Below are 25,246 nucleotides of genomic sequence, written 5' to 3'. Positions count from 1 at the left end.
GGTTCAATTCAGTGATTAAGGTGGCTTTACTTGAGTGTAGTGGTAGTTAGCTGCAACTTAGCAAGGCGTTATACGCATGCTGAGCTCATCACAAATAAGGACATATCAATGAATATTTTTGACAAAGCGAAAGAAGTTGCAGACAAGGTTACGTCTTTTAGCAGTGATGAGGTAATCGCAGATACGGTTATTAAAGCTGTCGAAAAACAAGAACGAGTCAATGCGATTTTGAAGGCAAAAGGCAGCAATTATTTAGTTGCTGACATTGAACTTGGCATGGGTGTGCCCCCTACCGTCACGTTTGGTGTTCGACGTGTTGAAGGTGTTTCCAAAATAGAAACTAATTCCAACGAAACCAAGGCATGAGACCCAATTAAACTATTTGGGTATAACAAATTGTTCAAGCAGACAGCTAACGTTTGGCGATTTTGGCTTGGTTGAGTTAAGTGATTACGGTGGCTTTGTTTAAGTGTAGTGGTGGTTAGCTGCAACTTAGCAAGACGTTTTATGTGTTTTGGAGGCGAAATGGAATTAGTTGAAATCACCGATGTTAGTGTGGTCAAAAGCTATATTAGAAAACTTTACAGCGAGTTATTTGGAGTTTCAGGCGTACCCAGCGAAGAGAGCTTTCGAAAAATTTTTAGCGAACTACCTCAGAATACCCATTTTTCTTACGAGGTAAAGAAAGGCAATGAAGTGCTAGCTTTTTTCACTTTAAGCGAGTCTTTTTCAGTATTTGCCCAAGGTCGATATGGAATAATTAATGAATTTTGGGTAAATGAAGAACATCGCTCAAAAGGTGTTGGTAAAGCCGTCATTCAAGAGATAGTGAAACTAAGCCATGTCAACGGATGGTCACGGATTGATGTGACAGCACCACCCAGTGAAAAGTGGGATAAGACGTTCGAGTTTTATCAAAAGTGTGGCTTTGAGTTCACAGGCAGAAAGTTAAAGTTGTATCCCTTGTAAAATAAACATAACGAGGTGTTTGTGCTCAGACGCTTTATGAACGTTTGGCGTTCTTGGTTTGGTTGAATTTAGTGATTACGGTGGCTTTGTTTGGGTGTAGAGGCAGTTAGCTGCAACTTAACAAGACATTATACCTTTTGGGAAACGATGTGCAGTTTTACAAAGCGAATGAATATCAGCCTTCGTGTGAAAGCCTATATCGGCAATACGAAACTAAAATAGCAACCTTACTGCCAGCCGCAAGGATTGAGCATATTGGAGCTTCCTCTATCCCCAATGTGTTATCTAAAGGTGACTTAGACATACTTGTTGGTGTTAACGGTGATGAGCTTGAGAAAGCCGTAAAGTTACTTTCAACTTTAGGTTTCAACGAAAAATCAGATACGTTACGAACTCTAGAGCTTTGTATGCTGGAAAGTAGTTCTGGTGAGGATGTCGCTTTCCAAGTTGTCGCGAATGGCTCTGAATTTGACCTATTTGTGAGCTTTCGAGACAAGCTTCGGGGAAGCCCGGAGCTGGTTCAACAGTACAATGAACTCAAAAAGTCTTGTGTAGGCTGGAGTCACGAAAAGTATCGTCAGAAAAAGTCGGTCTTTATTCAGCGTGTGTTGAGACAGGCATAACAAATTGTTCAATCAGACAGCTAACGTTTAGCGAGTTTGGTTGAGTTTCGTGATTACGGTGGCTTTATTTTGGTTCAGTTGTAGTTAGTTACTACTTAATACGGCGTTAGCTATTTTAGGAGAGCAATTGAAAATAAAACACTTATCTATTAACTCAGTTCAACCGAAGCTTAGCTCACAGATTTTGGCGGAGCTTACAAATGGAGAGGCTAAAACATTTCCGTCAAAGACAATGATTGGTGCATGGATGTGTGTTTGGAATGAGGTCGATAATGAGTTAATTGAGTTTATCCCAACGAAGTACAAACTGACGTTCGGTGAATTGGCTGCAACCTATAAAGAGCAAGACGACCCCCAAAACTTTCATGCATCCCACTTTATGCTAGAAGCAAACAAAACTGTTGATGAGTTAGCGGCAATAGCGGAGAAACATCAACTAGTTCATCGTGTTAGAAAGCACTTCGGTGGCCCGTTGTATGAGGTTTGGCTGGAGGATGGCTTGCTAGTTGAATTTTACTCTGATGAGATTTTGAAACTTTGAGTATGCAATCAATAGCTAAAAAATTGTTCGAGTAGACAGCCAACAGTCGGCGATTATGGTTGGGTTTAATGGTTATTGGCGCTTTGATTGAGTGTAGTGGTGGTCAACTGAGACTGAACAAGGCGTTATGTGTTTTTTGTAATTGTCTCATGGAGGAGATAATGAAAGACCCAGATGACGAGTTTTCTAAGTGGAAATTCGAACGAGAAAAGGGGAGTGTTAAGTTTGCTGTTCGTACATCAATTCCTGCTATTGTGGGTGTGATGATAGGTCGAAGCATTGATTCTATATTTATATCACAATCAGCCTGGAGCTGGACTCAAACTATCGATTTACTAATAAGTGGTTGTTGGGCATCCGTTGGTGCATTTCCTCTTAGTTTCTTAATTTGGAGGTGGCGTGAGAAAAAATATAAACGTCATATTGCAAAGTTTGAAAAACACACTTAGTAAGTTATTCAATCAGACCGTGAACAGCCGGTGATCTTGTTTGGTTGAGTTTAGTGGTTACGGTGGCTATTTATGGTTGCAGTGGTCGTTAGCGGCTAATTAGCAATGCGTTATATTAGAGTATGGAAGAAAGGTATGGTCAAAGGCAGTTGTTTGTGTGGTTCAGTTAAATACGAGATTTCCGGTAAAATTGGCGACATAGTGCATTGTCACTGTAAAACCTGTAGGAAAGCCCATGGCGCGACATTCTCAAGCGTTGCTGCCGTCCAAGATCGGGACTTCTTTATATTAGGTGCTGATAACCTCAAGTCATTTGAATCATCAAAAGGGAAGCAACGCTACTTTTGCTCAAACTGCGGTACTCAAGTCTATGCCAAACGTGAAAATACCGAACATATTATATTGAGGCTCGGATCCCTTGATAGCGACATCAAGTCGCCAGAAAAGGAGCACATTTGGGTCTCTCAAAAAGCCAATTGGTACAACCCTGAATTAGAACTACCCCAATGCCAAGAATATGAGTAGTACATAACAAACCGCTTAAATGGGGCTCCATAAACTTAGTGGTTACACTTGCAATTTTAACCCTATCTATAGGGCCTGATAATTAGGGGTCGGAGCAAAAAACAAGGATGATGAAATGGATCAAGGCTACTTAAGCCATATAAAGCGGCTCACACTGGAGTTCATAAAATATTACGTAGCGTCGGTGTTTGTCATGGGGGTAAATGGTGAGTTGTTCAACATAGCATTGAGAATCTGGTCAAAAAATGAGATGTCTTTTTACAGTGATGGTTTGTGGCAAATATCGTTAATCTTATCATTTGCTGTTACTTGCTGCGTGATGTTGAACAAGTATCTACCGAAATAACTTGGGTTCAAGCCCCAAAAAATAGATTAAGATGTACACTTAATGCTGGCGTTTTTGCTAGTGAAATAGTCTACGTTACAGTTTCGCACCACTTATCAAGGCGTAAGGTGCTACTGCAATACGCAATTGAGCAGTTAGGCGTAACCAAAGTCGATGTAAACGAGCAAAATCCGAAAGCAGTGGGTTTCTACGAGCATATGGGTTTTAACGTTGTTTCTCGCTCACCACTTGATGATATGGGAAAACCTTTTCCAATTCTGCATATGACACTTTAAAGCTCGGTTTGTCGTAACCAGTTTGCTAGAAGAAACGCCCAAAGCTAATAACTTTGGGCGTTTCCGTATTCAGTGAATGAATCACAGTACAAAGCGTTTAAGGTAGACTCCCATTGCTTGGCGGTTTCAGCTCGAAGACATGTATCAGAGTTTGTTGCATGATGTGTTGAGTGTAGCAGTAACGTTGCTAACCAATGCACCCAGCGTAAGTGCATTTAGTATTATCACTTGTGATTAGTCCATATAACTACGACAGCTAGGTTTCTAAGGCCAATGCTGCATCGTGCTAATGAAAATAAAATCAATAGCTTTTGTCAGTCTCTGCTCCATTGATATATAAATCGCGACATACGTCTAAATTTCCCACTCGCCAACGTTACAAATTCAAGGTCAACTGGTTGAATATCGTCTTATTGTCTAATAGACGGGTCAACACATTAATTGTACATTTCTTTGGCGTTGTTTGAGTGAGGTAGTCCTCACCTGTTGCCAATTAATGATTAGAACTAGGAGGTAAGGTAGAGCTTTTTGAAATAACAAGTACAGATGAGCGGTACAAGCTGGTGCAGTTTTTAAGTGGATAACTAGGATAGGTATGAATTTAAATCAAGTAACATTGGCCGTTCACGATATTGAACAGGCGGTAGAGTTTTATACAAAATTAGGATTGACTCAAATTGTTGGTAATGAGCACTACGCTCGTTTTTCATTTCCCGATGGTGACTCAACGTTTTCTGTCTACCTAGACACTGAAAAACAAGGTTTAGATTGTCGCGGCGTTGTTTACTTTGAGCATGAGAAATTGCATCAATTAGTCGCTGATCTCAAAGTTAAGGGGATTGAGTTTACGCAAGAGCTAAAGACACAGAGTTATCTCTGGGAAGAAGCCGCATTAACAGATCCGTCGGGTAACAAAATCAAACTGTATTGGGCTGGAGAAAACCGGTTAAACCCGCCCTGGAAACTTCAGGTCAACGAGTAATAGCCCTGCACACAAAAGGAGTGTGGTGGCATTTTGAAATGTAGCCCTAAAGCTTCAATTTGAACTGCCTCGAAACTATTCTCCCTCAAAGTCCAAGGCTGAAAAACTCTCTTTACTATGTAATTTGCTTCCCAATGATTCATGAGGGGGGCTGCTGTGGAATACGTATATAACCGCTAAGCTTAACTTGATAAAGCGGGGTTTCTCACGCATTACATGGGAGTATATATGAGCGAACCAATCTATGACCGTATGTTTCGACAGCTGGGAGATCACGTCGTTACGTCCATAGCTATGTCAGAGAGCGAGCTAAGGCTGACCGTTGCACCTAGTGGTGATTTAGACAATCAGCTTATTGCTGTCTTTGAAAAGTTTGAAATCGTATTTATGGAGGCTGAGAGTGGCCGTCAAGATGTGGATGAAGATTTCTCACTACCTTGGTTTATTATTAGGTTCGATATTTGCGAAGTAGACAAGGGTATTTGGCAATATGGTTTATGCTGCCATGAGCTTAAATTGGGGTTTAAAGCTAACGTGCCCACCACTCGTATTGAGCGAAAAAAGAACTTCCAAAATAGCAATCTTTAACGTGTTGTTTCTCTTCCCACAACATCGCCGAATGACTGTATCCGATGTTGTTTTTGTAAAAAGTACCAGAAAGCGTTGAGCAAGTGTTCGCGTATTTAGAATAAATATAAATTAAACAATGAGTTTGAAATTCACAGTGGCAGTAGGGAGTTCTGTGCAACTCAGGCGCAGTGATAGTGCGTAGTATGTAGCACCAAGGCGATGAAAATGAGGCAATGTAGCAGTGGAAACGGTATTAATAACAGGTAGCAATCGCGGTATTGGACTGGAGTTAATGAAGCAGTACTTAGAGTTAGGGTGGCGAGTCATTGGCACTCATAGGGGAGAGCCTTCTTCGGAACTCGTCGAATTACTTAAGTTTGAGCGGCTGTCCTTATTGGAGCTTGAAGTGACAGACGACGAGTCAATTAAAGAGATAGGTAAGAATTTGTCCGACGTTGTGGTTGATGTGTTGATCAATAATGCGGGGATACTAGGGGCAGGAGATCAGTCTATGTCTGCGGTCGAGCAAGCTTCTTGGCTTGATACGTTTGCGGTGAACACTGTTGCCCCACTTATGGTGACTCGTGAAATCTTGCCACTCATGAAAAAGTCACCGCGGCCTAGGGTAATAACAATCTCGAGTCAAATGGGGGCGCTTAATCGTGAAGCGACGGGCATGTATGCGTATCGCAGCTCTAAAGCAGCGGTAAATAAAGTGATGCAGGTTCTGTCGCTTGAGCTCAAAGAGAGCGGTGTTATTGTCTGTCCTGTTCACCCTGGTTGGGTTCAAACTGATATGGGTGGCAGTGAAGCAGACATCACAGTTGTTGAAAGTGCTACTGGTATTATTAAGTTAGTTAATACATTAACGATGGCATCCACTGGCCGATTTTGGACCTGGGACGGACAGGAGCATCAATGGTAGCTTGCTTAATGAATTCTCGTGATTCCGCTTATGTGTTTCCCCAATTCGAAGTGCGATCAACTTTTGCAGTGGGTAACATCTACCGAGTAGCACAACGTTTTTAGAGGTAAGGGATGACTATAGAGCTAAGCACTGTTTCAAGAAATGATATCGACAATATCGTCAGTTTGGTTAAGAACGTCGCAGAGTGCGATGTATTGCCCCTGCTGAGCGACCAAGGTAAGTCCGAGTTTATAACTCGAGTTTTGGACGACCTTGAACTCACGTTGGATGGTTCGACTTTCCTCGCTGTCAAAGCGGTTACTGATGGTGAGCTTATTGGCTTTGGAGCGCTTCGCAACGGAAACTATCTCACGCACCTCTTTGTATCGAAACAGCACCAAGGAATGGGCATAGGTAAGTTGCTGTTGGATCATTTGATCGCTAGTACAAATCAGCCTGACATCAGTCTTCGCTCATCGGTGAATGCTGCCTCTTTTTATGAGCAGCTTGGGTTTGTCGCTACAGGGGGGGAGTCTGAATACAATGGAATACGGTTTGTTCCGATGCAGCTGAACTTGGTCAGTTAGCTCCGACGTTATCACTTCTTGCGTGCTAGAGATAAGTATAAAGCTAACCCCAAACTCATTGCTTGTCGCTGTCGCTTAAGCCGCTTTGTCAGCGTTACACTGATTGTTCGAACGTAAGGAGCTTGGTAAATTGATGGAAGAGTTGTCCGGCGGCCGAGAAACTGCCATATATCGAATCAAGAATAAGGTCATGAGGCCAGCGGGAAAATGGTCGCCAGCGGTGCATGTACTGCTTAATTATTTGGACCGTGTTGGATTTACTGCCGCACCAAAACCTTTTGGTTTTGATGAACAAGGCCATGAAATCTTGTCTTTCGTAGGTGGAGATACGTTTAATTATCCATTGAGTGGGAATATTGCGTCGCTCGAAGCATTAACATCTGCTGCGCAATTATTGCGTGACTACCATATCGCGGCGGGTAAATTGGTAACGCAAGTTAAAGTAGAAACAATGAGTTGGATGCAGCCTGCCCGTGAACCAGTAGAGGTAGTTTGCCATGGTGATTTTGCTCCTTATAACGTCGCGTTAGAGGGGAAGAAAGTAGTTGGCGTATTTGACTTTGATACCGCGCACCCAGGCCCCAAAATTTGGGATGTAGCCTATGCGGTTTATACATGGGCGCCATTTAAAACTCATTCAGACGATGCGTTAGGTGATCTCGCAAGTCAGACTCGAAGAGCCAAGTTATTTTGTGATGCCTATGGAGTGCCAAATGAGGTTCGATGCCAACTGGTACAGGTCATGATTAAACGGCTACAAGCATTAGTCAATTTTATGAAAGAGGAAGCAAGTATGGGAAATCAGGCATTTATTGATAATATTGCTAATGGCCATCACTTAGCTTATTTGTCTGACATTCAATACTTAGAAAATAATGAAGCTTCTATTTCAAAAGCGCTAACTGTCGAATGAGTCGCAATAATTTTCCCTCTGCGTCAGTAATTGGTGGCGCATCTGATAGTGTTTTATTTTCGGTATCTTGAAAATACTACTCTTATTAAGGAAAGATTATGGACTATAAGTTCTTTACTAAAGATGGCGGATTCACCTACCTAGAGGCTAACTCTGAGACATACAAACAAGAGGCGAAGCAGCTGGTTGAACAGGGTTTTGTTGAGCAGTCACTCATCATTAGTGCAGACAGTGCGAAGCAAGCTGAGGCAATTTTTAAAGATGAGCACCAAGGATTTTTTAAAAAGCTCAACATGTTATTAGGGCCATTTGTTACTCCAGGGTACCATCGCAGTAAATAAAGGATTGTTACAGGCGGTCGGCTATATTAAATGTCTTCGTTATCAATAGCCGACCAGAGTACCTTTCTCACTTCACACATTTATGATATTTCTGCGTTGAACGGTTTATTGATTGTTTTCACAACTTCTGTGGTTGGGTAGCCTTAGCGAGATGATTAACTAAAGGCGGACTATATGGAAAGCTATTGTAAAAAGTGTAGCCAGGTCACTCAGCATAAACAGCACCTTCAAGAGGCAAAGGACAATTATCCCAATACATTCTGGGGTGGTGTTAAAAAATATGTCTTTGAGACGTTATTGATAGGTGAAAATACAGACATGGCACTTAAAAAACTAGATGAACAAGAGCTAGTGCTCACATGTGCTGCGTGCGGGAACAAAAAAGTGGAAAACCAAGCAACGGAATTGCAATAGAACGTTGGAAAAATACAAGTTTCGACTGCTTTAACCGGGGGTGGCACAGGCGTGGCCACCTGTTCGAATCCAGAAAACTGAAATAAGCGCTCAGGGCTCCCGGTTTCAATCAACCATATACCTCCACCTTTTTCACATCGATACTCTGTTTTAGAGTCACTTCAAAAATTCTTACCTAGGCTAGTTACATACCGATAATCAACTGATTGAATAGTGTCGTTGCGTGCAACACCTCTAGGTTACACCTAGAGATACGATTGAATAAGGATGAAACATGATAGGTTATTTACCAAAACTGCCATCGGGAAGGCAGGTTATTGCGCTAATGATCGTGACTAATGTAATTTATGCGCTGATGTTGGGCTACACCATTCCAACCTTGATGGAGTATGCCTCAGGGTTACCCATTTTTGATATGTCGCCGATGGGGTATAGCTACGACCAAGCAATGACTTTATTGGATGCGCTTGGTGGAGAAGGTCGAGCTTTCTACCTAACTCAATTGGCGTTGGATATGATCTATCCGGCGTTATTTGCGCTGACCTATTATCTGTTGTTTGTTTGGCTACTCAGTAAATGCGGAATCACCAACGGTGTATGGCAATGGTTAGCGGTATTACCTGTTCTCTCAGCATTATGTGATTATCTTGAAAATATCAGTATCTGGTTGATGCTATCGAATTATGAAGATGTCACCCCTCTAATGGTTGAAATGGCATCACTGTTTACAGTGGCGAAGAGCATGCTTGGGATGCTGTATTGGATGTTTTTGTTGGCGTTTGTGGTCGTCGCAATCGTGTGTTGGTTTAGAGATAAAAAAGCGCAACCTGGCACTGAAGATGCGATCACTGGAGTCAGTAATGAAACAAAGTCAAAGTGAGTTCTGGTGCGGCGCGGAGTACGACGCGCAATATGGAGAACGGTATGAACAAGAGCGAGCATTTTTGAATTCGCTGGTTGTACAACACCGTTTTCGAACCGGTCTCGATGTCTGTTGCGGTACCGGACTTTTGGCAATAGAAATGTCTAACTGGCTTGACCAGGTTGTGGGCATCGATATATCGCAGCCAATGCTGGATTACGCCAAAAAGAAATCATTCGACGTTGAGCATATTCAATTTGTACGCGGGGACGCCACCAGTTTTACGTTGGATGCCGATTTTGACTTAGTTGTGATGACAGGTAATGCGTTTCAGGCGTTTCTCACTGACGAGGACTTTGGTGCAATGTTGCAAAGTGTGAGTCGACACATGCATGCGAAGAGTTTGTTTGTGTTTGATACGCGTCTTAGCGGACTTTCGTGTACAAACACCGCCAATTATCGCGATAGCTATTTTACCCCTATGGGTGAGAAGGTCTGTATAAACGGTGTTCAAAGGGTGCATGAAAGTATCGAAAATACCGTTATTTTTGATATACAACGCGACTATCAGCTTGGGAAAACTCGCCGAACGACAATTGAATTAAGGTATCGGTCTGTAGCAGAGATTGAGAGAAGCTTGGCGGCTGCGGGACTTGAGTTGGTGATGCTCTATTCAGATTGGAGTAAATCAGATTTCTGTGACAAATCCCATACTGTTGTTGGTATCGTCAAGAAAAAGGAGAGTTAATGAAGTTAGTAACCCTCAACCCGATCGCACGATATTGGGTAGCTTGTAAGTAGGCACCTATCTGCTCCTCTAGATAATGACAATGTCTTCGATTACACGATGTTTGTTTTGATGACTTCACGAGGCAGTTCAAATATTAGTCACTCTAAAGGTTACATTTTTTGATTCAACTGGTTGAATACTTGGATAGAGAAACTCAAGCTAATCTCGATGATGGTGACATCAGTTTGGTTGGGAAAAACAAAAATCAGTTTGGCACAGGGAATTCAGAGTTATGGGAAAGAAATTTAGTGAGCTAATACAAAAGCACGTTGAATTTATCGAGTCGCAGAAAATCTATTTTGTGGCAACGGCAGCTGAGAGTGGCACAGTTAATCTGTCGCCTAAGGGCGGTGACTCACTTCGAGTTATAAACAACAAACAGATCGCTTGGCTGAATTTAACAGGTAGTGGTAATGAATCTGCCGCTCATGTTCTTCGAAACAGCCGTATGACACTAATGTTTTGTGCGTTCGAAGGCGCCCCTTTGATTTTGAGAACTTACGGACAAGCGAATGCGCTGCACATTAACGATGAGCATTGGAACGAATACGCGCCGTTATTTCCTCAGAGCCATTCTAATAGGCAAATCTTTATTCTTGATATTGAGCTTGTTCAGGCATCGTGTGGTATGTCAGTCCCGTACTATCACTATGAGGGTGATCGAGATGACTTGGATAAGTGGGCGGATAGACTCGGTTCTGAGGGTATCGAGAATTACTGGCGAAAGAAAAACCAACAGAGTATTGATGGTTTTGAGTCTGAGATTGTGGAACGAGCCGGATTAAAACAAGAGTAGCTTATGCATTAAAAGGAAAGTTTATGTCTATCGAAAGTAGAATTGCTGAACTCGAACTCGTTCTGCCTACAGCCAGTGATCCTCAGGGCAGCTATTGTAACTGTGTTCGTACTGGAAATCTTTTGTATGTGTCTGGGAAAGGACCCGTTGCGGGGTTAAGTGATGTCCCTAAGGGCAAACTGGGTCGAGAATATACCACTGAGCAAGGGTATGAGTTTGCTAGGGTGACGGGATTAGACATATTGGCGGCGGTGAAACTTGAACTAGGTAGTCTTGATAGAGTTGCCAGAGTGGTCAAGCTTCAGGGCTTCGTCAATGCAACAGAGGCGTTTGAACAGCACCCTAAAGTCTTAGATGGCTGTTCGGACTTAATGGCACAAGTGTTTGGAGACAAAGGTGTTCATGCTCGTTCGGTTTTTGGTGCGCAGTCTTTGAGAGGCAATTTGCCAATTATTATTGATTCTATTTTCGAGGTTTACTCTTGAGAGTGCTGTTATTATTGCTCGTGTCAGCACTGGCATAAAAACAAAAGCCAATACCGACTCAATAAAATGAAATCTTCGCTACTTGGCTTTAGCACTAAACATTGGAACGTCTATGAACTATGAAATCGATCTCGATCCTACTGATACCGACATCAACGAGATACGGCAAGGGTTAGTTGAACATAACCGACCTTTTTTGGGTGATGTACGCCATGACAAGGTCGCGTTTTATGTGACTGAACGGGGGAAGAAGGTGGCGGGAATCACGGGAGAAATCATCGGAAATTGGCTGTCTGTTCAATTTCTCTGGGTAGATAAATCGATTCGAGGTTCGGGCATTGGTAGCGAGTTGTTATCGCGTATCGAATCCCATGCGAAAGAGGTGGGATGTCACTCGGTGTTGCTTGATACCTTTAGTTTTCAAGCAAAAGCGTTCTATGAAAAGCATGGATACCAGTGTCAAATGACGTTAGAAAGCTACCCATCGAATCACAGCAAGCATTACTTTACTAAACAATTGGTGTGAGCGGTGGCAAATCTAGCACTATTTGATTTTGATGGCACCATCACAACAGAGGATACGTTTACCGCTTTTTTGTTTTACGCATCTTCCAAGCCACGAATTGTGGTTGGGCTTTGTTTATTGTGGCCGGTGATTGCTCTCTACAAAATAGGTTGGTTGCCAGCGAGTAAAACCCGACCTATTTTATCGAAAGTCACTTATTGGCAGCGGAAAAAAAGCGATGTGATTGCCATTGCACGTCAATTTAATCGTGATTACTTAAACAAGGTGGCAAGACCAGAAATGGTCGAGAAGATCCACTGGCATCAACAGCAAGGCGATGAGGTCATTGTCGTTTCTGCATCACTAGACCCTTACCTTCGAATTTGGTGTGACCAATACGGTGTGAAATTAATCTGCAGCCAATTAGAGGTCAGAGGTACTCGGTATACCGGGCGTTATGTCCAAGGTGATTGCAGCGAAGAGCGTAAGGTGAAGTTTCTAAAATCTTCACTCGATATTACGCAGTTTGGCAAAATTTACGCCTATGGTGATACCCCAGAGGACCTGCCGATGTTGGAACTTGCCGACGTTAAGTACTACCAAGGAAAAGAAATTACTCCATAGTCAACTATGGGAGAGCAAGGAGGCTCTATGGACATTGCAGCTAATTTTAGAGTGTTGGCGCGGTACAACCAGCGAATGAATCAGCAACTGATAAAAGCGTGCGAAACGCTGTCTGATGAAGAGCTTCACCAAGATCGCGGCGCATTTTTTTCATCGATTATGGCCCATTGGAATCACATATTATTTGGTGATTTGATCATGTTACAGCGCTTGGTCGCCAACCAGTGTGTCGATGTCGAAGAGGATAGGCTAGCTAATCTCCCTAAATCCAAATCTATTCATGATACCTTCGTGAAAGATATCGAACATTTGAAGTCATTAAGAAGCATTGTCGATGACATCTATATCGATGTCACTCGTCAGCTGACACACGAATCCTGCCAACGACTTGTCCGGTACACCACGACAGAAGGTATACTAATGGAGCGAACAGTCGCTCAGTTTTGCCAGCATATCTTTAACCATCAAACCCATCACAGAGGCCAGCTTACCTGCCTATTGAGTCAAATAGGCTTAGATTTTGGTTGTACTGATTTGCCGATGATTGTTCCGGAGACGGTATCATGACACTCGCTTCTTCACTCGCTCTATTTTTCGCGTTAGCCCTTTCTGCCGCAATTCCAGGTCCAAGTGTTTTAGCTGTTGTCTCTAGGAGTTTGTCTGGTGGATTACTCCAAGGGATGCTGGCGGTGGTAGGTGTGATTATTGCGGACATACTCTTGATTAGTTTGGCGCTACTTGGGTTGACGACTTTAGCCCTACTTTTAGGCGAGTTCGCAATAATATTGAAGTATATCGGAGCGTCTTATCTAATATGGATGGCATGGAAGCTGTGGCACGTGAGTCCAAATTCTGATCAAAGTAGCGTAGAGGGGGCAGGTTCCAGTGTCTTGACAGGCATAGTGATGACGCTGTCGAACCCAAAAGCCATTTTATTTTACATGGGCTTCCTTCCTGCGTTTGTTGACCTTAGTTCGCTAACAACAGTTGATAGTGCCATTATCTATGTGCTTTCGATGATTGCTGTGGGTGGCGTGCTGACATTTTATGCTGGCTTTGCCAGCGTAATGCGTGCTCAACTGAAAAACAGTCACTCAAGTCGCTGGTTGAGCAAACTCTCTGGTGGTGTTTTCGCTTCTTGCGGTGTTTTGCTTGTGGTGAAACAATAGCGCGCTCCGTTACTCGTTAGGACTACTCAATGCAACAGATACTTGATCTCATTAAGCAAGACCCGATAAGACTGGCGGTATTAGAGCAAGTCCGTAGGCTCGATTTACCTCAGTGTTATGTCGCAGCAGGATTCGTAAGAAATCTAGTTTGGGATCATTTACATAATAAGCCAGTCGCAACGTCTCTCAATGATATCGACGTTGTCTATTTTGACGACCGTGAGTCCAACCCCAACGCTTACCTTGATTATCAGCATCAGCTTTCTACAGTCATGCCGCAACTTGAATGGCAAGTTCGTAACCAAGCTTTAATGCACCAAAGAAACGGTGACGAGCCTTACACGAGCACATTACATGCGATGAGCTTCTGGCCGGAGAAAGAGACGGCAGTAGGGATAAGAAAGCGAGCTGAAAATGAGTTTGAATGTATCTCAGCGTTTGGTTTTGAAACACTTTTAGCTGGCCAGATTACGCACAACCCTAAAAGAAACAAAAGTACCTTTCTGCAACGAATCGATGAGAAACGATGGCTGATGCATTGGCCACAGCTTAAGGTGATCAAAAGTAACTCGAGTGAAAATTAGTTGTTGACCTCAATGTAACTTGAGGTTTTACGCTTAGCCTGTGTTTAGGGAAAACTAAAAAGGACAGGCGATGCAAAACAATTACGATAAAACACTCGCGACAAAGACGTTTCAAGAAGAGATTAGCCGAGAGTATTACAAAGCCCAAGGTAGTCGATTTCATTGGCCAAGTTTTACTGCGGGTATCTTGATTGCCATGATGGTGAGCGTCCCTTGGTAGTACAACTCCATGGTAAAGAAGCCCTTGGATAGAGGCTCACCATCATAGCGTGTAAGGATTACAGCGCTTCTAAAATGGCTTCAGCGGTGCTGACTTCAAATTGACTCGGTGCTTCGACATTGAGTTGGGTTACCACGCCACTATCGACAATCATTGCGTAGCGCAGAGAGCGAATGCCGCCAAACGAAGCGGTATCCATATCGAGGCCAATGGCTTTGGTGAATGCGCCATCACCATCTGCGAGCATCATCAGTTCGCTCGCATTTTGAGAGTCGCCCCATGCTTTCATCACAAAGGCGTCATTGACCGAAACGCAGCAGATCAGATCTACACCTTTCTCTTTTAACTTATCCGCTAGGACGATAAACCCTGGTAAGTGAGCTTCCGAGCAGGTTGGTGTGAACGCGCCTGGAACGGCAAATAGAACGACTTTCTTGTCTTTGAATAGTGTTCCTACCTCATGGTTCACCATGCCATCAGGCGTGAGTTCGCTAAGCGTTGAGGCGGGTAATGATTGACCTTGTTGAATCATAACGTGGTTCCTTGTTGTTGGTTCTAACGATGATTCCCCGCAGGGAGTGTTTAGAGTACGAAGTTGAACTCAGTGTAGTTCGTCCTCTTAGGCTTGGTACGTGATAATTGTGAGGCGGGTCCTGTTCTTATTGAAAATAGCTGTTGGAACAGTAGTCGTTGAGTTGTTTGATAGCAGGCCTAAGGTCGACAGGCAAGTGGTAATAAGGCAGAATACCCCGCACTATTTGCTAAACAATTGATGAAGTTATGTCGTTGCCTCCTTGCCCAAACTGCCAATCTGAATATGTCTATCAAGACCAAAACCAATTGATTTGTCCTGAATGTGCCCATGAATGGAACCCTGTAGAGCTTGCAGAGGACAGTGAACTGAACATCAAAGATGCTAACGGCACACGACTTGAAGAAGGTGACCGTGTCACGATAGCCAAAGATCTGAAAGTCAAAGGCAGTTCGCTGGTGTTAAAAATTGGCACTAAAGCGGTGGTAAGGCGCATTGTTGATGGCAAAGACCATCAATTGGATTGCAAAGTTGACGGTGTGGGTGAGATGATGATCACCGCTAAGTTCGTTAAAAAAGCCAGCTAAAAATCGAAGCTAAAGCGCTAATAGGGATATGGGGTAGCAAGAATGGATGTTGAGCGACTCAATGCACAGCATTTTGGTGTGCTATTCGATTTTGAACAAGAAAACAAAGCGTGGTTTGAACAGTTTGTTCCAGCAAGGCCTTCTAGCTACTCTAATTTCGTATCGTTCTGTCATGCTCAGCAAGCTCTGCTCGAAGAGCAAGAGCAGGAAACCAGTCTATTTTTTGTCGTTGTTGACTCCGATAAAATTATTGCGCGGATAAATGCGACCCAACTTACTACAGGGGAGTCCGCTCATGGAGAGTGTGCTTCTAAAGAATGTGAGTTAGGTTATCGAGTAGGGGAAGACTACCAACAGCAAGGCGTAGCTTCTTTCGCTGTGGCTAGAGTGCTGCAACTCCTTCATAACGATTACGGTGTGCGACTTGTCTTTGCGAAAGCCGCGACCAACAATCCTGCGTCCACGCGAGTATTAGAGAAGTCAGGTTTCAACAGAGTCTCGGCACGAACTGAGCCAGTGCGAATCAAGGGTGAAACATTGCATCTAGCTCAGTTTGAATGTCTGCTCACGTCTTAACATGACGCTAAACGTATTATTTCCCGATCGCGACACCTTCTCTACGCGGATCGGCCGCTCCCTCAAGTCCCTCTGAAGTAATTCTAATCGCGTGCAGGCCCGAGTTGAGTTCACGAGCTTTCACTTTAAAGCCCATCTTCTCAAACTGCTGTGCGTATTCTGTCAGTGGTGTATCGATTTCAATATCCATCTCACCAAATCGATTGATCATTCTCGGTTGGTCTATCGCTTCTTGAATGGTCATGCCCCAATCTAAATGTGCTATTAGAGTCTGAGCGACATAGCCAATGATGCGGCTCCCACCCGGTGAACCAATAGCCATGTAAGGCTTCCCTTGTTCCATGACAATAGTGGGTGCCATCGATGAGCGAGGTCTTTTGTTGGGTTCTACGCGATTGGCAACGGGTTTGCCGTTGCTTTCGGCCACAAACGAAAAGTCAGTAAGTTCATTGTTGAGAAGAAAACCGCTAGCCATGACTCGTGAACCAAACACATTCTCGATTGAAGAGGTCATTGACACGACATTGCCTTCGCTATCGACCACATTAAAGTGCGTGGTTGAAGGTAGCTCAAGACTTTGATCGGCCGCAAGGCTGCCCGTATTAACAGAAGGTGGAGTACCGGCTGCCGCAGATGCTAACGCACGATTTGGTGTAATGAGTTCGCTGCGTGAGCGCATGTAGTTAGAATCAAGCAAGCCCGTTACAGGCACATCAACATAATCACTGTCCGCCATATACAATCCTCGGTCAGCGAAGGCCAGCCTTGAAGCGTCCGCTAAAATCTGCCAACTAATCGGGTTGTCGCTACCGAGTTTATCGAGCTTATGTGGTTCGGTGAGCATCATAATTTGCCCTAGAGTCAGTGCGCCGCTACTCGGTGGCCCCATCCCACAAATATCGAACTGCTTATAAGGTGCACAGACTGCGCTGCGCTCTGCAACTTGATAACCAGTCAAATCGTCAAGCGTTAGCAGCCCAGGGTTGGTTTTCGACTGACTTTGAACGGCACTGACCATAGATTCCGCCACTGGCCCTTTGTAGAAGCCATCGCTGCCCTTAGCCGCCATCAGTCGCAGAGTTTGCGCATATTGTGGGTTTTTGAGTAGCGTGCCTTGGGTTTTCGGTGAGCCGTCGCTTTGCAAGAAATAGCGAGCAGTATCAGGATGTTTAGCAAGGAAGGTCACGTCATTTGCTATCAGTTTTGCGAGTCGGGCGCTAATCACAAAGCCTTGTTCTGCTTGCTCTGCGATAGGCTCGACGATTTGTTTCCAATCCAACTTACCGTACTTTTGATGTACGTCCCATAGAAGTTTTACGGTACCCGGTGTACCGACCGAGCGACCACCAACGACGGCGTCAAAAAAGCCCATCGGCTTGCCGTTGTCGGCAATGAAAAGGTCACCATCGACGGCAGCAGGCGCCGTTTCTCGCCCATCATAAGTGGTGAGCCTTGATTGTTTGCTATCCCAATACACCAAAAAAGATCCGCCGCCAATGCCGCTCGATTGAGGCTCTACAAGCCCCAGCATAAGTTGAATAGCGACCATCGCATCAATGGCATTACCACCTTGTTCAAGTACGTTCGCACCTGCGTTGGTCGCAGTCGGGTTAGCGGCTGTAACCATCCAATCTTGACTGACGACAAGTGACTTTTTGTTTAATCCTGTGGCGATTTCTGGAGTAAATGCATCCGTTGCTTGAGAATTTGCTAAGGCCGAGAGGGAGGTAAACAAAGTCACGAGGGGGACAAGCCGTTTTAGCTGATGCGCCATAAACTATCCTTATAAATGTGGAATTCTGACTGAATGCTTAAGGTATAAAAATAAGTTACTGACATCTATTTGCCAAAGAAATGTAACGCGGTTGTCATGACTCGGGATCACAATTATGCGTGAATTATTACAGTAACTTACCAGTTACGAAGTTTAGTATAAAAGGAAGTCAACGTGAGCCAATTTAATAACGACGATGATCAGCGTTCACTCGATCAAGAACCAGAATTTAATAAGTTTGTCGATGCAGCGATGTCGCGCCGAGGATTTCTAAAAGGAACTGGGGCGGCTGCTGCCGTTGGCTTTTTTGCCGCAACGCCATTAAGTCAAGCAGTAGCAAGTGTAAAACCTGCGTCGTCGGCGCTGATGGGTTTTGATGCTATTCCGATTTCGACTTCAGATGCTGTTACGGTTCCAGAAGGCTACCAAGCGGACGTGCTTATTTCATGGGGAGATGCGATTAAAAAAGGTGCGCCTGCTTTTAGTCAGAACAATGACTCCAAAGCACAAGAGATGCAGTTTGGTGACAACAATGATGGCATGACGTTTTTCTTAATTGATAATGATCGCGCGGTGCTGGTGGTCAATAACGAATATACCAACAACGAATACTTGTATCCGCACCAAGGTCAAAGCATTACTGCTGACGATGCCCGTAAAGCGCAAGCAGCACATGGCGTATCTGTGATTGAACTTAAAAAGAATTTCGGTCAATGGCAAGTCAACCTAGACGGACGTCTTAACCGACGCGTGACCGCTTATACTGAGATGGAAATGACAGGGGTAGCTGCCGGTCATGATCTACTAAAGACCAGTGCAGACAAATCAGGCAAGAAGATTTTAGGTACATTCAACAACTGTGCGAATGGCCAAACGCCATGGGGCACATACCTTACTTGTGAAGAAAACTTTAACGGCTATTTTGCTGATACTAAAGGCTCTGAGCTAGGTGAAAGCTATGCTCGTTATGGGCTAAAGGCCAAAGATCGTGGCTACGATTGGTACAAGCATGATGCTCGATTTGACATGGGCAAGGAGCCAAATGAACCTCATCGTCACGGTTGGGTTGTTGAAATTGACCCGATGAACCCGAATTCAACACCGAAAAAACGCAGTGCGCTAGGCCGATTTAAGCATGAAAATGCGGCGTTAACGATCAATGGTGATGGTCATGTGGTGGTTTATCTGGGCGATGATGAGCGCGGCGAGCACTTATACAAGTTTGTTTCTAAGAACAAGTATGTTGAAGGTGCGGCATCGAATCGTGACCTATTGGAAGAGGGTACGTTGTACGTTGCTAAGTTTGAAGGCACGCAAGGTGAGCTAAAAGGCAAAGGCGAGTGGCTTGAATTGACTTGGGGCAAGAATGGCTTAACGCCAAAGAATGGCTTTCCAGATGCGGCATCAGTTATGATTTTCGCTCGTATGGCAGCGACGCAAGTCGGTGCGACGACAATGGATCGCCCTGAGTGGGTAACGGTGCACCCTGATAACCAATCGGTATTCTGTACACTCACCAACAACAAATATCGCGGTGTGAAAGAGTCGCAGCCAATCAATGCAGTTAACCCGCGTGAAAAAAATCCATACGGGCACATTGTTCGTTGGAACCCTACCGCTGGAAATCATACGTCTGATACGTTTGAGTGGGATATCTACGTGATTGCAGGCAACCCAGAAGTCCACCAGTCTGGCTTGATGGCAGGCACGGATAACATTAACAAAGACAACATGTTTAACAGCCCAGATGGCATTGGTTTTGATAAGTCAGGACGTTTGTGGATTCAAACAGATGGCAAGTACTCAAACAAAGGTGACTTTGCAGGTATGGGCAACAACCAAATGTTGTGTAGCGATCCGGCAACGGGAGAAATTCGCCGCTTCTTAACCGGCCCTATTGCGTGTGAGATCACTGGCTTGACCTTCTCACCAGATTACAAAACCATGTTTGTAGGTGTTCAGCATCCAGGTGAAGATCTTGCACCGTCTCATTTCCCAGAAGGTGGTAATGCAGTGCCGCGTTCATCGGTGATGATGATTACACGCAAAGATGGCGGCGTCATCGGCGCGTAGTCGTTAGCTAATAAATAATAGAAAAAAGAAGGGAGGCGATAATATCGCCTCCCTTTAATTTATAGATTCTATACCTCTCAACTAAGATGCTTGAATGCGAGCATCAAGCTTCTCCATTAGGATATCGCGCTTAAATGGCTTAGGAAGATAGTCGTCCATACCACTGTCATAACATCGCTTAATGTCATCGTCGAGTACCGACGCGGTGAGGGCGATGATGTGAGTTTGCTTCACTTCATTCGTGCGTTCAAATTCGCGGATGGCTTTGGTTGCTTCAAAACCATCTAGAACTGGCATCATACAGTCCATAAGAATTAGGCCAATGGAGTTGTGTTGCTGTTGGTAGATGTCTACGGCTTCCTGCCCATTGTTGGCAATAACAAAGTCAATTGAGAGCTTCTTCAGGTTTAGGCTAACAATTTGTTGGTTCACTTTATTATCTTCGACCACCAGTATTTTGAAATGACGACGGTTGGAGCGTTCATTCTCGTTTAATGAGGGTTCATCGTTACTGGCACTATTGGCTTTGTGGCTATCAAGCTTTACCTGTCGCAGTATCCTCATTAGACGATGCCCAAATAGCGGGTGGGTGATGTAGCCGTCGACATTGATGTCTGCATTCTCAGCGGCATGTTTATTGTCGCGTACCAGTACAATCGGCAGAGATTTGTTTGCAGCTTTCAGCGCTGCAATATGCTGTTCATCATCCAAGACAAGTATGGCAGTGCTCGCCGACTGGTTGATGGCTTTTTCTATATTCGAAAACTGGTTGAGTTCGCAGCCAAAACGTTTGAATTCGTTGACCAATAGCGTATTGGGAGTAGAGGACAGATAGCCAATGGTCTTATCCATCTCACTATGGATGCTGTGTGAGTCACGTTTGAAGGTAAGGGCAAAGCTAAACTGGCTGCCTTTTCCCTTTTCAGATTGAAGCGCGATGTTACCGCCCATCATTGCTACCATCTTAGCGCAGATTGCTAGCCCTAATCCGGTTCCACCGTATTGCTTTGATGTGGCGACATCTTCTTGCTTAAACTCTTCAAAGACATGTTGTTGTTTTTCAGTCTCGATGCCGATACCTGTGTCAGCGACCGAAAAACCGAGGGTAACGTCAGTTTCTGTGGCTTGAATTGCCTTTAAGGTAAAAGTGATGCGACCAGAGTTCGTGAACTTGATGGCATTAGAAGCAAGGTTCATCAGCGTTTGGCGTACTTTTTGCTCATCGGCTTGAACGTAGTCCGGTACTTTCGGATCTATATCGATGACGATGTCCAAGGATTTTTGCTGTGCTTTGGGAGCGATAAGAGCGGCAGTATCGAAGATTGTTTCTTTGATGGCTGTGGTATGAGGGCAGATCTCTAAGTGTCCGGATTCTATTTTTGACAGGTCAAGAATGTCATTAATGAGCATAAGCAGCGTTTGTGACGACGCGTTAATCGTTTCTAAGTGATCCTTTTGATTGGCAGATAATGGTGTATCTGCCAAAATTTCGGTCATTCCCAAAATGCCATTTAGTGGTGTACGAATTTCATGAGACATGTTGGCGAGAAATGCGCTTTTCGCTTTGCTTGCTTGAGCTTCCTCTTTACGCGCTTGAATGAGTTGTTTCTCTAGTGCTGTCACACGCTGAGTAATGATGAGCAATACCAAAATTATGGCGACAACCAACGCTATGGCAGAGGTAAGCCGATAGGTTTCGTATTCACTCAGCTTTGCGGTGATTAATGGGGGTAAATCATCGAACAAGGTGTTAAGTGACTTTTCCAGTTGATGGATGGTCGTACGAAGGGCCCCCAGTTCTCCTTGCTGGTGTGAGTAGCCAAATTCTTCGTAAGCGCCCTGAAGCGCATAGAACGCGAGGCGAAATTCTTTAAACTGACTAAAGGTGTTAAAGCCAAGCTGCTCCTCTGTGATAGCCTGCTCAATCTGAGCAAGACTACGATCAATGCGGAGTAAAACGGCTGGGTCAAACGTCGTGAAAAACTGATACATTAACTCTTTTGTTGTCAGTACCTTGTAATCAATGCTGTTTGAGTTGGCACGGATAAGAGCATGCTCGAATGCCAAAGCCTTATTTTTGAAATGCTTAATTAGCCCGTGATCTTTCTTTGCGCCGTCAATGACAAGAACCAAATCGGCGAGCTTGAAAAACCTCTGAGTGTAAGCATCGATATCTGCCAGAGCTTGCTGGCCGTTGTAGTCAATGTCGATGCCAGACTCAATCACACCGATGTTAATTTGGCCAATCTGGGACAGAATACTCTGATAATCCTTCTCCATCTTTTCAAGATATTGATTTTCAACGCGGGAAATAAAATCCTTTTCGTGCCGACGCATCATGAGCATGGTGTTGGCCGTTTGGAGAACATCTTTTTGTAATTGAATTAGCTGCTGTTTGGTTGAGTCAAACGAGCGTTCTATGTAAAAGAAAATGGCCAGCAGCGCCATGATGGCAGATGCGCCTGAAATAAGTATCTTGCGAAGCGATTGAGACGTGTCTGAACGACGGTTTGGCATAGCCTAGCATCCTTGTTATGACAGCAAACAGGCTTCAGTTTAGCGCATTGTGGGCTGTAACGAAAATGAAACATTAACGCTTAATTTCTATAAATCAGTCGGTTACTTGTCGGATTAAACCTATCATTTTGCAAATATGTGCGACTTATCTAACATACGGGGTGCTATACCCTAAAGCCAAAGAGAAAGCAGGCGATAACATAGGGAGATAATAAAAGCCTAATAATTTGGAGTAATGTATGCAATGGTTTGACAATACCAGCCTCAGGCTGAAAATGTTGCTTCCTGTGTTGTTGATGGCGGTGATCTTTAGTGGTCTCGCGGTTTACAATGTATTGCTGTTCAACAAACAAGCAGCGATTAATGACCAGCTCAACGATCAAATAACCCCGGTAATGAACTCATTAGAGGATGCTTATCGCGACTACTACCAAGTCGTCGGAGCGAGCTACGCAATGCTGGTCGCCAAAGGTGACCCTATCGAGTTTGATAAGCAGAAGTTCGAGTTTGAAGATAATGCTTATAATGCGGTACCTCGAGTTGAAAAGGTTCAGCAGCTTATCGACTTGGGTATTCTGGATTCGCGTTTCCAACCTTATCTCGATACTTTGCTAAGCGACACGAAGTCGTTTGTGTCTGGCTATGAAGCGATGTTTGTCGATCCAGAGCGGTCTATGGTGGCGTTTGCTGAAAACAAAGAGCAATTAGTGGACTTGTTTACAGCGATGAGAGGTGATCTCAAAGTCATTCTCAATGAAATGGAAAGACTTCAGGATCAGGCGCGTATTGATAGTGACAAAGCGGTGAAAGAGGCCGAGTTTGCCATCGAAGTCGGTACACTGATGGCGATCGTTATTGCATTGGCATTGGCAGCTTGGGTTACGAGGCTTATCGTTAGTCCAATTCAACGTTTAGAGCAATCCATGGCTGACATCGCTTCGGGTGAAGGTGATTTGACGCGCCGTGTGGATGTGACGTCAGGAGATGAAATAGGGCGTCTTGGTCAATCATTTAACCTTTTTGTTGGCAAGATCCAAACCACAGTTACGGAAGTGATTGAGTCAACCTCTCAGGTAAGACAGCAAACACAAGATTTGATAATGCTTGCCTCCGAAATCACCGAATCTTCACAGTCTCAACAGCAAGAGAGCGACATGGTTGCTACGGCCATCAATGAGATGCGAGTTACTAGTGAGAATGTAAGCCAGAATGCTCAAGAAGCCGCACAAGCGACCGATAGAAGTGCCGAAGAAGCAGCGGTAGCAAATCGCGGAATTGGTGACACTGTCACTTCGATCCAAGGGCTAGCTGTTGAGATATCCTCTGCCGAGGAAAGCGTACAGCGCCTAAATCAAGATGTCACTAACATTGTCTCTGTACTGGACGTTATACGTGGCATTGCAGAGCAAACCAACTTGTTGGCATTGAATGCAGCGATTGAAGCTGCACGCGCTGGTGAGCAAGGACGTGGCTTTGCGGTTGTTGCTGATGAAGTACGTTCATTGGCAAGTAAAACACAAGAAAGCACTGGCGATATCCAAACCATGATTGAGCGCCTTCAAGAGGGGACCAGTGTCGTTGTGCATGCAATGGAATCGAGCCGTTCAACTAGTGAACAGACCATCGCTCTTGTGCAAAGTGCATCTAGCGCACTGGGTGAGATTTCGTACTCTGTTGGTATCATCAATGAAATGAACACGCATATTGCAACAGCGGCATCGCAACAAACATCTGTGAGCGGTGAGCTCAATGCGAGTATTCAGAAAATTGCTGAGGATAGCCATAAAATGGCAGAAATCATTAAGCGAGCAGAAGTTTCCTGTGTTGGCTTAGAGCAGCGTTGTCAAAGTCTAGATGAGGTAGTTGGACAATTTAGGGTATAAAGATAAGCGCTGTTGAAAGCGTGAATAATCAATCCCTAGCACCTCCTCTTATCGTTAATAAGGGGAGGCTAGGGCAATCAGTCTAGAGTCACATACTAACACTTCCCCACACCCCTTCTCTATTAACGGACTATAAATACGCTACCGTGGTTAATTTGCTAGTTGAGTCCACTAACAACTCTAATGTTGAAACAGGCCCAACGGGCATCAGATATCGATGTGCTGTTTTGGTCTAGCCCGGTTTTTGATAAGCACGGCATGTTGAAACTGTACATATTTCAATTTGCGACTACTCTCTAAAGTTTCTGTTGGTATTGGCCTTGCCTTTTGTGGGTGAATTTGCTCACGTTATTTTGCAAAGCCCCGCGATGAAACACTATGCGACCCATTTTGGGGCGGTTGTTTTTGATATGTGAAATATTGTTATTATATTGTTAAATGTCGACGTAATGACTCTATTTGAATACATAGCTATTTCAGGGGGTTAATAAGATAACTCTATTAATTAGCGGTTCATGTTTATTATTGTTCTTGTACTTAATTTACGATTGAATGCACATATTTAGTGCAATGGCTTTGGGGTTAATATACTGATATGAATATCAGTATATGTTTATTTCCTTTTTATTCAATAGGTTACTAAGATGTTGTAATAATGATTTACAAACTAAATGTGAAAGCGGCGTTTGCATGGTTATTTGTGATAATGATCAACTTTAGAGGGCGTAACTAAAATAATCGATGGTCAATTATTAAGTTTCCTTTAAATTTATATTTAAAAGTCAAAGCGTAATAAAAGCTGTGTAATTTCAATAATAAAAGTCAGC

General features: G+C 44.0%; 30 protein-coding genes and 1 pseudogene. 28 read left to right on the top strand and 3 right to left on the bottom strand.

Annotation, left to right across the window (positions count from 1 at the left end):
- The first annotated feature begins 108 nt into the window (after nucleotides 1-108).
- The 24 genes and pseudogenes from AAA946_RS08875 (at nucleotide 109) to AAA946_RS08760 (ending at nucleotide 14,477) form a co-directional block, all read left to right on the top strand.
- Nucleotides 109-366, top strand: a complete 258-nt coding sequence (locus tag AAA946_RS08875; RefSeq protein WP_338164538.1) for a hypothetical protein — start codon at nucleotides 109-111, stop codon at nucleotides 364-366.
- Nucleotides 367-525: 159 nt separating this feature from the next.
- On the top strand, nucleotides 526-969 hold the full coding sequence (locus tag AAA946_RS08870; protein ID WP_338164537.1) for a GNAT family N-acetyltransferase: 444 nt from the start codon (nucleotides 526-528) through the stop codon (nucleotides 967-969).
- A gap of 149 nt (nucleotides 970-1,118) precedes the next feature.
- Nucleotides 1,119-1,592 (top strand): GrpB family protein, encoded by a 474-nt coding sequence (locus tag AAA946_RS08865; RefSeq protein WP_338164536.1) that lies wholly within the window; start codon nucleotides 1,119-1,121, stop codon nucleotides 1,590-1,592.
- 127 nt (nucleotides 1,593-1,719) lie between these two features.
- Nucleotides 1,720-2,133: a hypothetical protein gene (locus AAA946_RS08860; protein WP_338164535.1), complete on the top strand. Its 414-nt coding sequence runs from the start codon at nucleotides 1,720-1,722 to the stop codon at nucleotides 2,131-2,133.
- Nucleotides 2,134-2,294: 161 nt separating this feature from the next.
- A complete protein-coding gene (locus AAA946_RS08855; RefSeq protein WP_338164534.1) occupies nucleotides 2,295-2,582 on the top strand; it encodes a hypothetical protein in 288 nt (95 codons plus the stop codon).
- 105 nt (nucleotides 2,583-2,687) lie between these two features.
- On the top strand, nucleotides 2,688-3,107 hold the full coding sequence (locus AAA946_RS08850) for a GFA family protein (protein ID WP_338164533.1): 420 nt from the start codon (nucleotides 2,688-2,690) through the stop codon (nucleotides 3,105-3,107).
- Between the two features lie 450 nt (nucleotides 3,108-3,557).
- Nucleotides 3,558-3,728 (top strand): annotated as a pseudogene (locus tag AAA946_RS08845) (GNAT family N-acetyltransferase); the annotation flags it as partial.
- A 595-nt stretch (nucleotides 3,729-4,323) separates the two neighbouring features.
- Entirely contained in the window at nucleotides 4,324-4,710 is a 387-nt protein-coding gene (locus tag AAA946_RS08840) for a VOC family protein (RefSeq protein ID WP_338164532.1), read from the top strand.
- A gap of 228 nt (nucleotides 4,711-4,938) precedes the next feature.
- A complete protein-coding gene (locus AAA946_RS08835) occupies nucleotides 4,939-5,298 on the top strand; it encodes a hypothetical protein (RefSeq protein ID WP_338164531.1) in 360 nt (119 codons plus the stop codon).
- Nucleotides 5,299-5,521: 223 nt separating this feature from the next.
- Nucleotides 5,522-6,205 carry an SDR family oxidoreductase gene (locus AAA946_RS08830; protein ID WP_338164530.1) on the top strand — a complete coding sequence of 228 codons (684 nt, stop codon included), beginning with the start codon at nucleotides 5,522-5,524 and terminating at the stop codon, nucleotides 6,203-6,205.
- 119 nt (nucleotides 6,206-6,324) lie between these two features.
- Nucleotides 6,325-6,774, top strand: a complete 450-nt coding sequence (locus AAA946_RS08825) for a GNAT family N-acetyltransferase (protein ID WP_338165808.1) — start codon at nucleotides 6,325-6,327, stop codon at nucleotides 6,772-6,774.
- Nucleotides 6,775-6,907: 133 nt separating this feature from the next.
- Complete coding sequence (locus AAA946_RS08820) at nucleotides 6,908-7,687, top strand: aminoglycoside phosphotransferase family protein (RefSeq protein WP_338164529.1); 780 nt, start codon at nucleotides 6,908-6,910, stop codon at nucleotides 7,685-7,687.
- Nucleotides 7,688-7,785: 98 nt separating this feature from the next.
- Nucleotides 7,786-8,028, top strand: coding sequence for a hypothetical protein (locus tag AAA946_RS08815; RefSeq protein ID WP_338164528.1), 243 nt, complete (start codon nucleotides 7,786-7,788; stop codon nucleotides 8,026-8,028).
- 174 nt (nucleotides 8,029-8,202) lie between these two features.
- The gene (locus tag AAA946_RS08810; protein WP_338164527.1) at nucleotides 8,203-8,442 is read left to right on the top strand and encodes a hypothetical protein; all 240 of its coding nucleotides are present in this window, start codon (nucleotides 8,203-8,205) and stop codon (nucleotides 8,440-8,442) included.
- Nucleotides 8,443-8,716: 274 nt separating this feature from the next.
- Nucleotides 8,717-9,322, top strand: coding sequence for a hypothetical protein (locus AAA946_RS08805; protein WP_338164526.1), 606 nt, complete (start codon nucleotides 8,717-8,719; stop codon nucleotides 9,320-9,322).
- A complete protein-coding gene (locus AAA946_RS08800; RefSeq protein WP_338164525.1) occupies nucleotides 9,303-10,052 on the top strand; it encodes a methyltransferase domain-containing protein in 750 nt (249 codons plus the stop codon). The genes AAA946_RS08805 and AAA946_RS08800 overlap by 20 nt, the downstream gene beginning before the upstream one ends.
- Nucleotides 10,053-10,326: 274 nt before the next feature.
- A complete protein-coding gene (locus AAA946_RS08795; RefSeq protein ID WP_338164524.1) occupies nucleotides 10,327-10,890 on the top strand; it encodes a pyridoxamine 5'-phosphate oxidase family protein in 564 nt (187 codons plus the stop codon).
- Nucleotides 10,891-10,913: 23 nt separating this feature from the next.
- Nucleotides 10,914-11,375, top strand: coding sequence for a RidA family protein (locus tag AAA946_RS08790; protein WP_338164523.1), 462 nt, complete (start codon nucleotides 10,914-10,916; stop codon nucleotides 11,373-11,375).
- A gap of 112 nt (nucleotides 11,376-11,487) precedes the next feature.
- Nucleotides 11,488-11,901: a GNAT family N-acetyltransferase gene (locus tag AAA946_RS08785; RefSeq protein ID WP_338164522.1), complete on the top strand. Its 414-nt coding sequence runs from the start codon at nucleotides 11,488-11,490 to the stop codon at nucleotides 11,899-11,901.
- A gap of 3 nt (nucleotides 11,902-11,904) precedes the next feature.
- The gene (locus AAA946_RS08780) at nucleotides 11,905-12,504 is read left to right on the top strand and encodes an HAD family hydrolase (protein WP_338164521.1); all 600 of its coding nucleotides are present in this window, start codon (nucleotides 11,905-11,907) and stop codon (nucleotides 12,502-12,504) included.
- Nucleotides 12,505-12,531: 27 nt separating this feature from the next.
- Complete coding sequence (locus tag AAA946_RS08775) at nucleotides 12,532-13,071, top strand: DinB family protein (protein ID WP_338164520.1); 540 nt, start codon at nucleotides 12,532-12,534, stop codon at nucleotides 13,069-13,071.
- Nucleotides 13,068-13,673 carry a LysE family translocator gene (locus tag AAA946_RS08770; RefSeq protein WP_338164519.1) on the top strand — a complete coding sequence of 202 codons (606 nt, stop codon included), beginning with the start codon at nucleotides 13,068-13,070 and terminating at the stop codon, nucleotides 13,671-13,673. The genes AAA946_RS08775 and AAA946_RS08770 overlap by 4 nt, the downstream gene beginning before the upstream one ends.
- Nucleotides 13,674-13,702: 29 nt before the next feature.
- Nucleotides 13,703-14,257 (top strand): nucleotidyltransferase family protein, encoded by a 555-nt coding sequence (locus tag AAA946_RS08765; protein ID WP_338164518.1) that lies wholly within the window; start codon nucleotides 13,703-13,705, stop codon nucleotides 14,255-14,257.
- 70 nt (nucleotides 14,258-14,327) lie between these two features.
- On the top strand, nucleotides 14,328-14,477 hold the full coding sequence (locus tag AAA946_RS08760) for a hypothetical protein (RefSeq protein ID WP_338164517.1): 150 nt from the start codon (nucleotides 14,328-14,330) through the stop codon (nucleotides 14,475-14,477).
- Between the two features lie 58 nt (nucleotides 14,478-14,535).
- Here AAA946_RS08760 and AAA946_RS08755 read toward each other — a convergent pair whose 3' ends face one another.
- The gene (locus AAA946_RS08755; RefSeq protein WP_338164516.1) at nucleotides 14,536-15,009 is read right to left on the bottom strand and encodes a peroxiredoxin; all 474 of its coding nucleotides are present in this window, start codon (nucleotides 15,007-15,009) and stop codon (nucleotides 14,536-14,538) included.
- A gap of 248 nt (nucleotides 15,010-15,257) precedes the next feature.
- On the opposite strand from AAA946_RS08755, the gene AAA946_RS08750 reads away from it, so the two are divergent.
- Both AAA946_RS08750 and AAA946_RS08745 read left to right on the top strand, forming a co-directional pair.
- Nucleotides 15,258-15,596, top strand: coding sequence for a zinc ribbon domain-containing protein YjdM (locus AAA946_RS08750; protein ID WP_338164515.1), 339 nt, complete (start codon nucleotides 15,258-15,260; stop codon nucleotides 15,594-15,596).
- 42 nt (nucleotides 15,597-15,638) lie between these two features.
- Nucleotides 15,639-16,172, top strand: a complete 534-nt coding sequence (locus AAA946_RS08745; RefSeq protein ID WP_338164514.1) for a GNAT family N-acetyltransferase — start codon at nucleotides 15,639-15,641, stop codon at nucleotides 16,170-16,172.
- A 16-nt stretch (nucleotides 16,173-16,188) separates the two neighbouring features.
- On the opposite strand, the gene ggt is transcribed toward AAA946_RS08745, so the two are convergent.
- Entirely contained in the window at nucleotides 16,189-17,946 is a 1,758-nt protein-coding gene (gene ggt / locus AAA946_RS08740; protein ID WP_338164513.1) for a gamma-glutamyltransferase, read from the bottom strand.
- Between the two features lie 252 nt (nucleotides 17,947-18,198).
- On the opposite strand from ggt, the gene AAA946_RS08735 reads away from it, so the two are divergent.
- Nucleotides 18,199-20,019, top strand: a complete 1,821-nt coding sequence (locus AAA946_RS08735) for a PhoX family protein (RefSeq protein WP_338165807.1) — start codon at nucleotides 18,199-18,201, stop codon at nucleotides 20,017-20,019.
- 81 nt (nucleotides 20,020-20,100) lie between these two features.
- On the opposite strand, the gene AAA946_RS08730 is transcribed toward AAA946_RS08735, so the two are convergent.
- Nucleotides 20,101-22,536, bottom strand: coding sequence for an ATP-binding protein (locus AAA946_RS08730; protein ID WP_338164512.1), 2,436 nt, complete (start codon nucleotides 22,534-22,536; stop codon nucleotides 20,101-20,103).
- 239 nt (nucleotides 22,537-22,775) lie between these two features.
- Between AAA946_RS08730 and AAA946_RS08725 the strand changes: the two genes are divergently transcribed.
- The gene (locus tag AAA946_RS08725; protein WP_338164511.1) at nucleotides 22,776-24,419 is read left to right on the top strand and encodes a methyl-accepting chemotaxis protein; all 1,644 of its coding nucleotides are present in this window, start codon (nucleotides 22,776-22,778) and stop codon (nucleotides 24,417-24,419) included.
- Nucleotides 24,420-25,246 lie beyond the last annotated feature (827 nt).

The sequence above is a fragment of the Vibrio sp. 10N genome (genome assembly GCF_036245475.1).
GTDB lineage: Bacteria > Pseudomonadota > Gammaproteobacteria > Enterobacterales > Vibrionaceae > Vibrio.
Note: the sequence above shows the minus strand (reverse complement) of the source record. Positions and strands in the feature narration are given on the sequence as shown.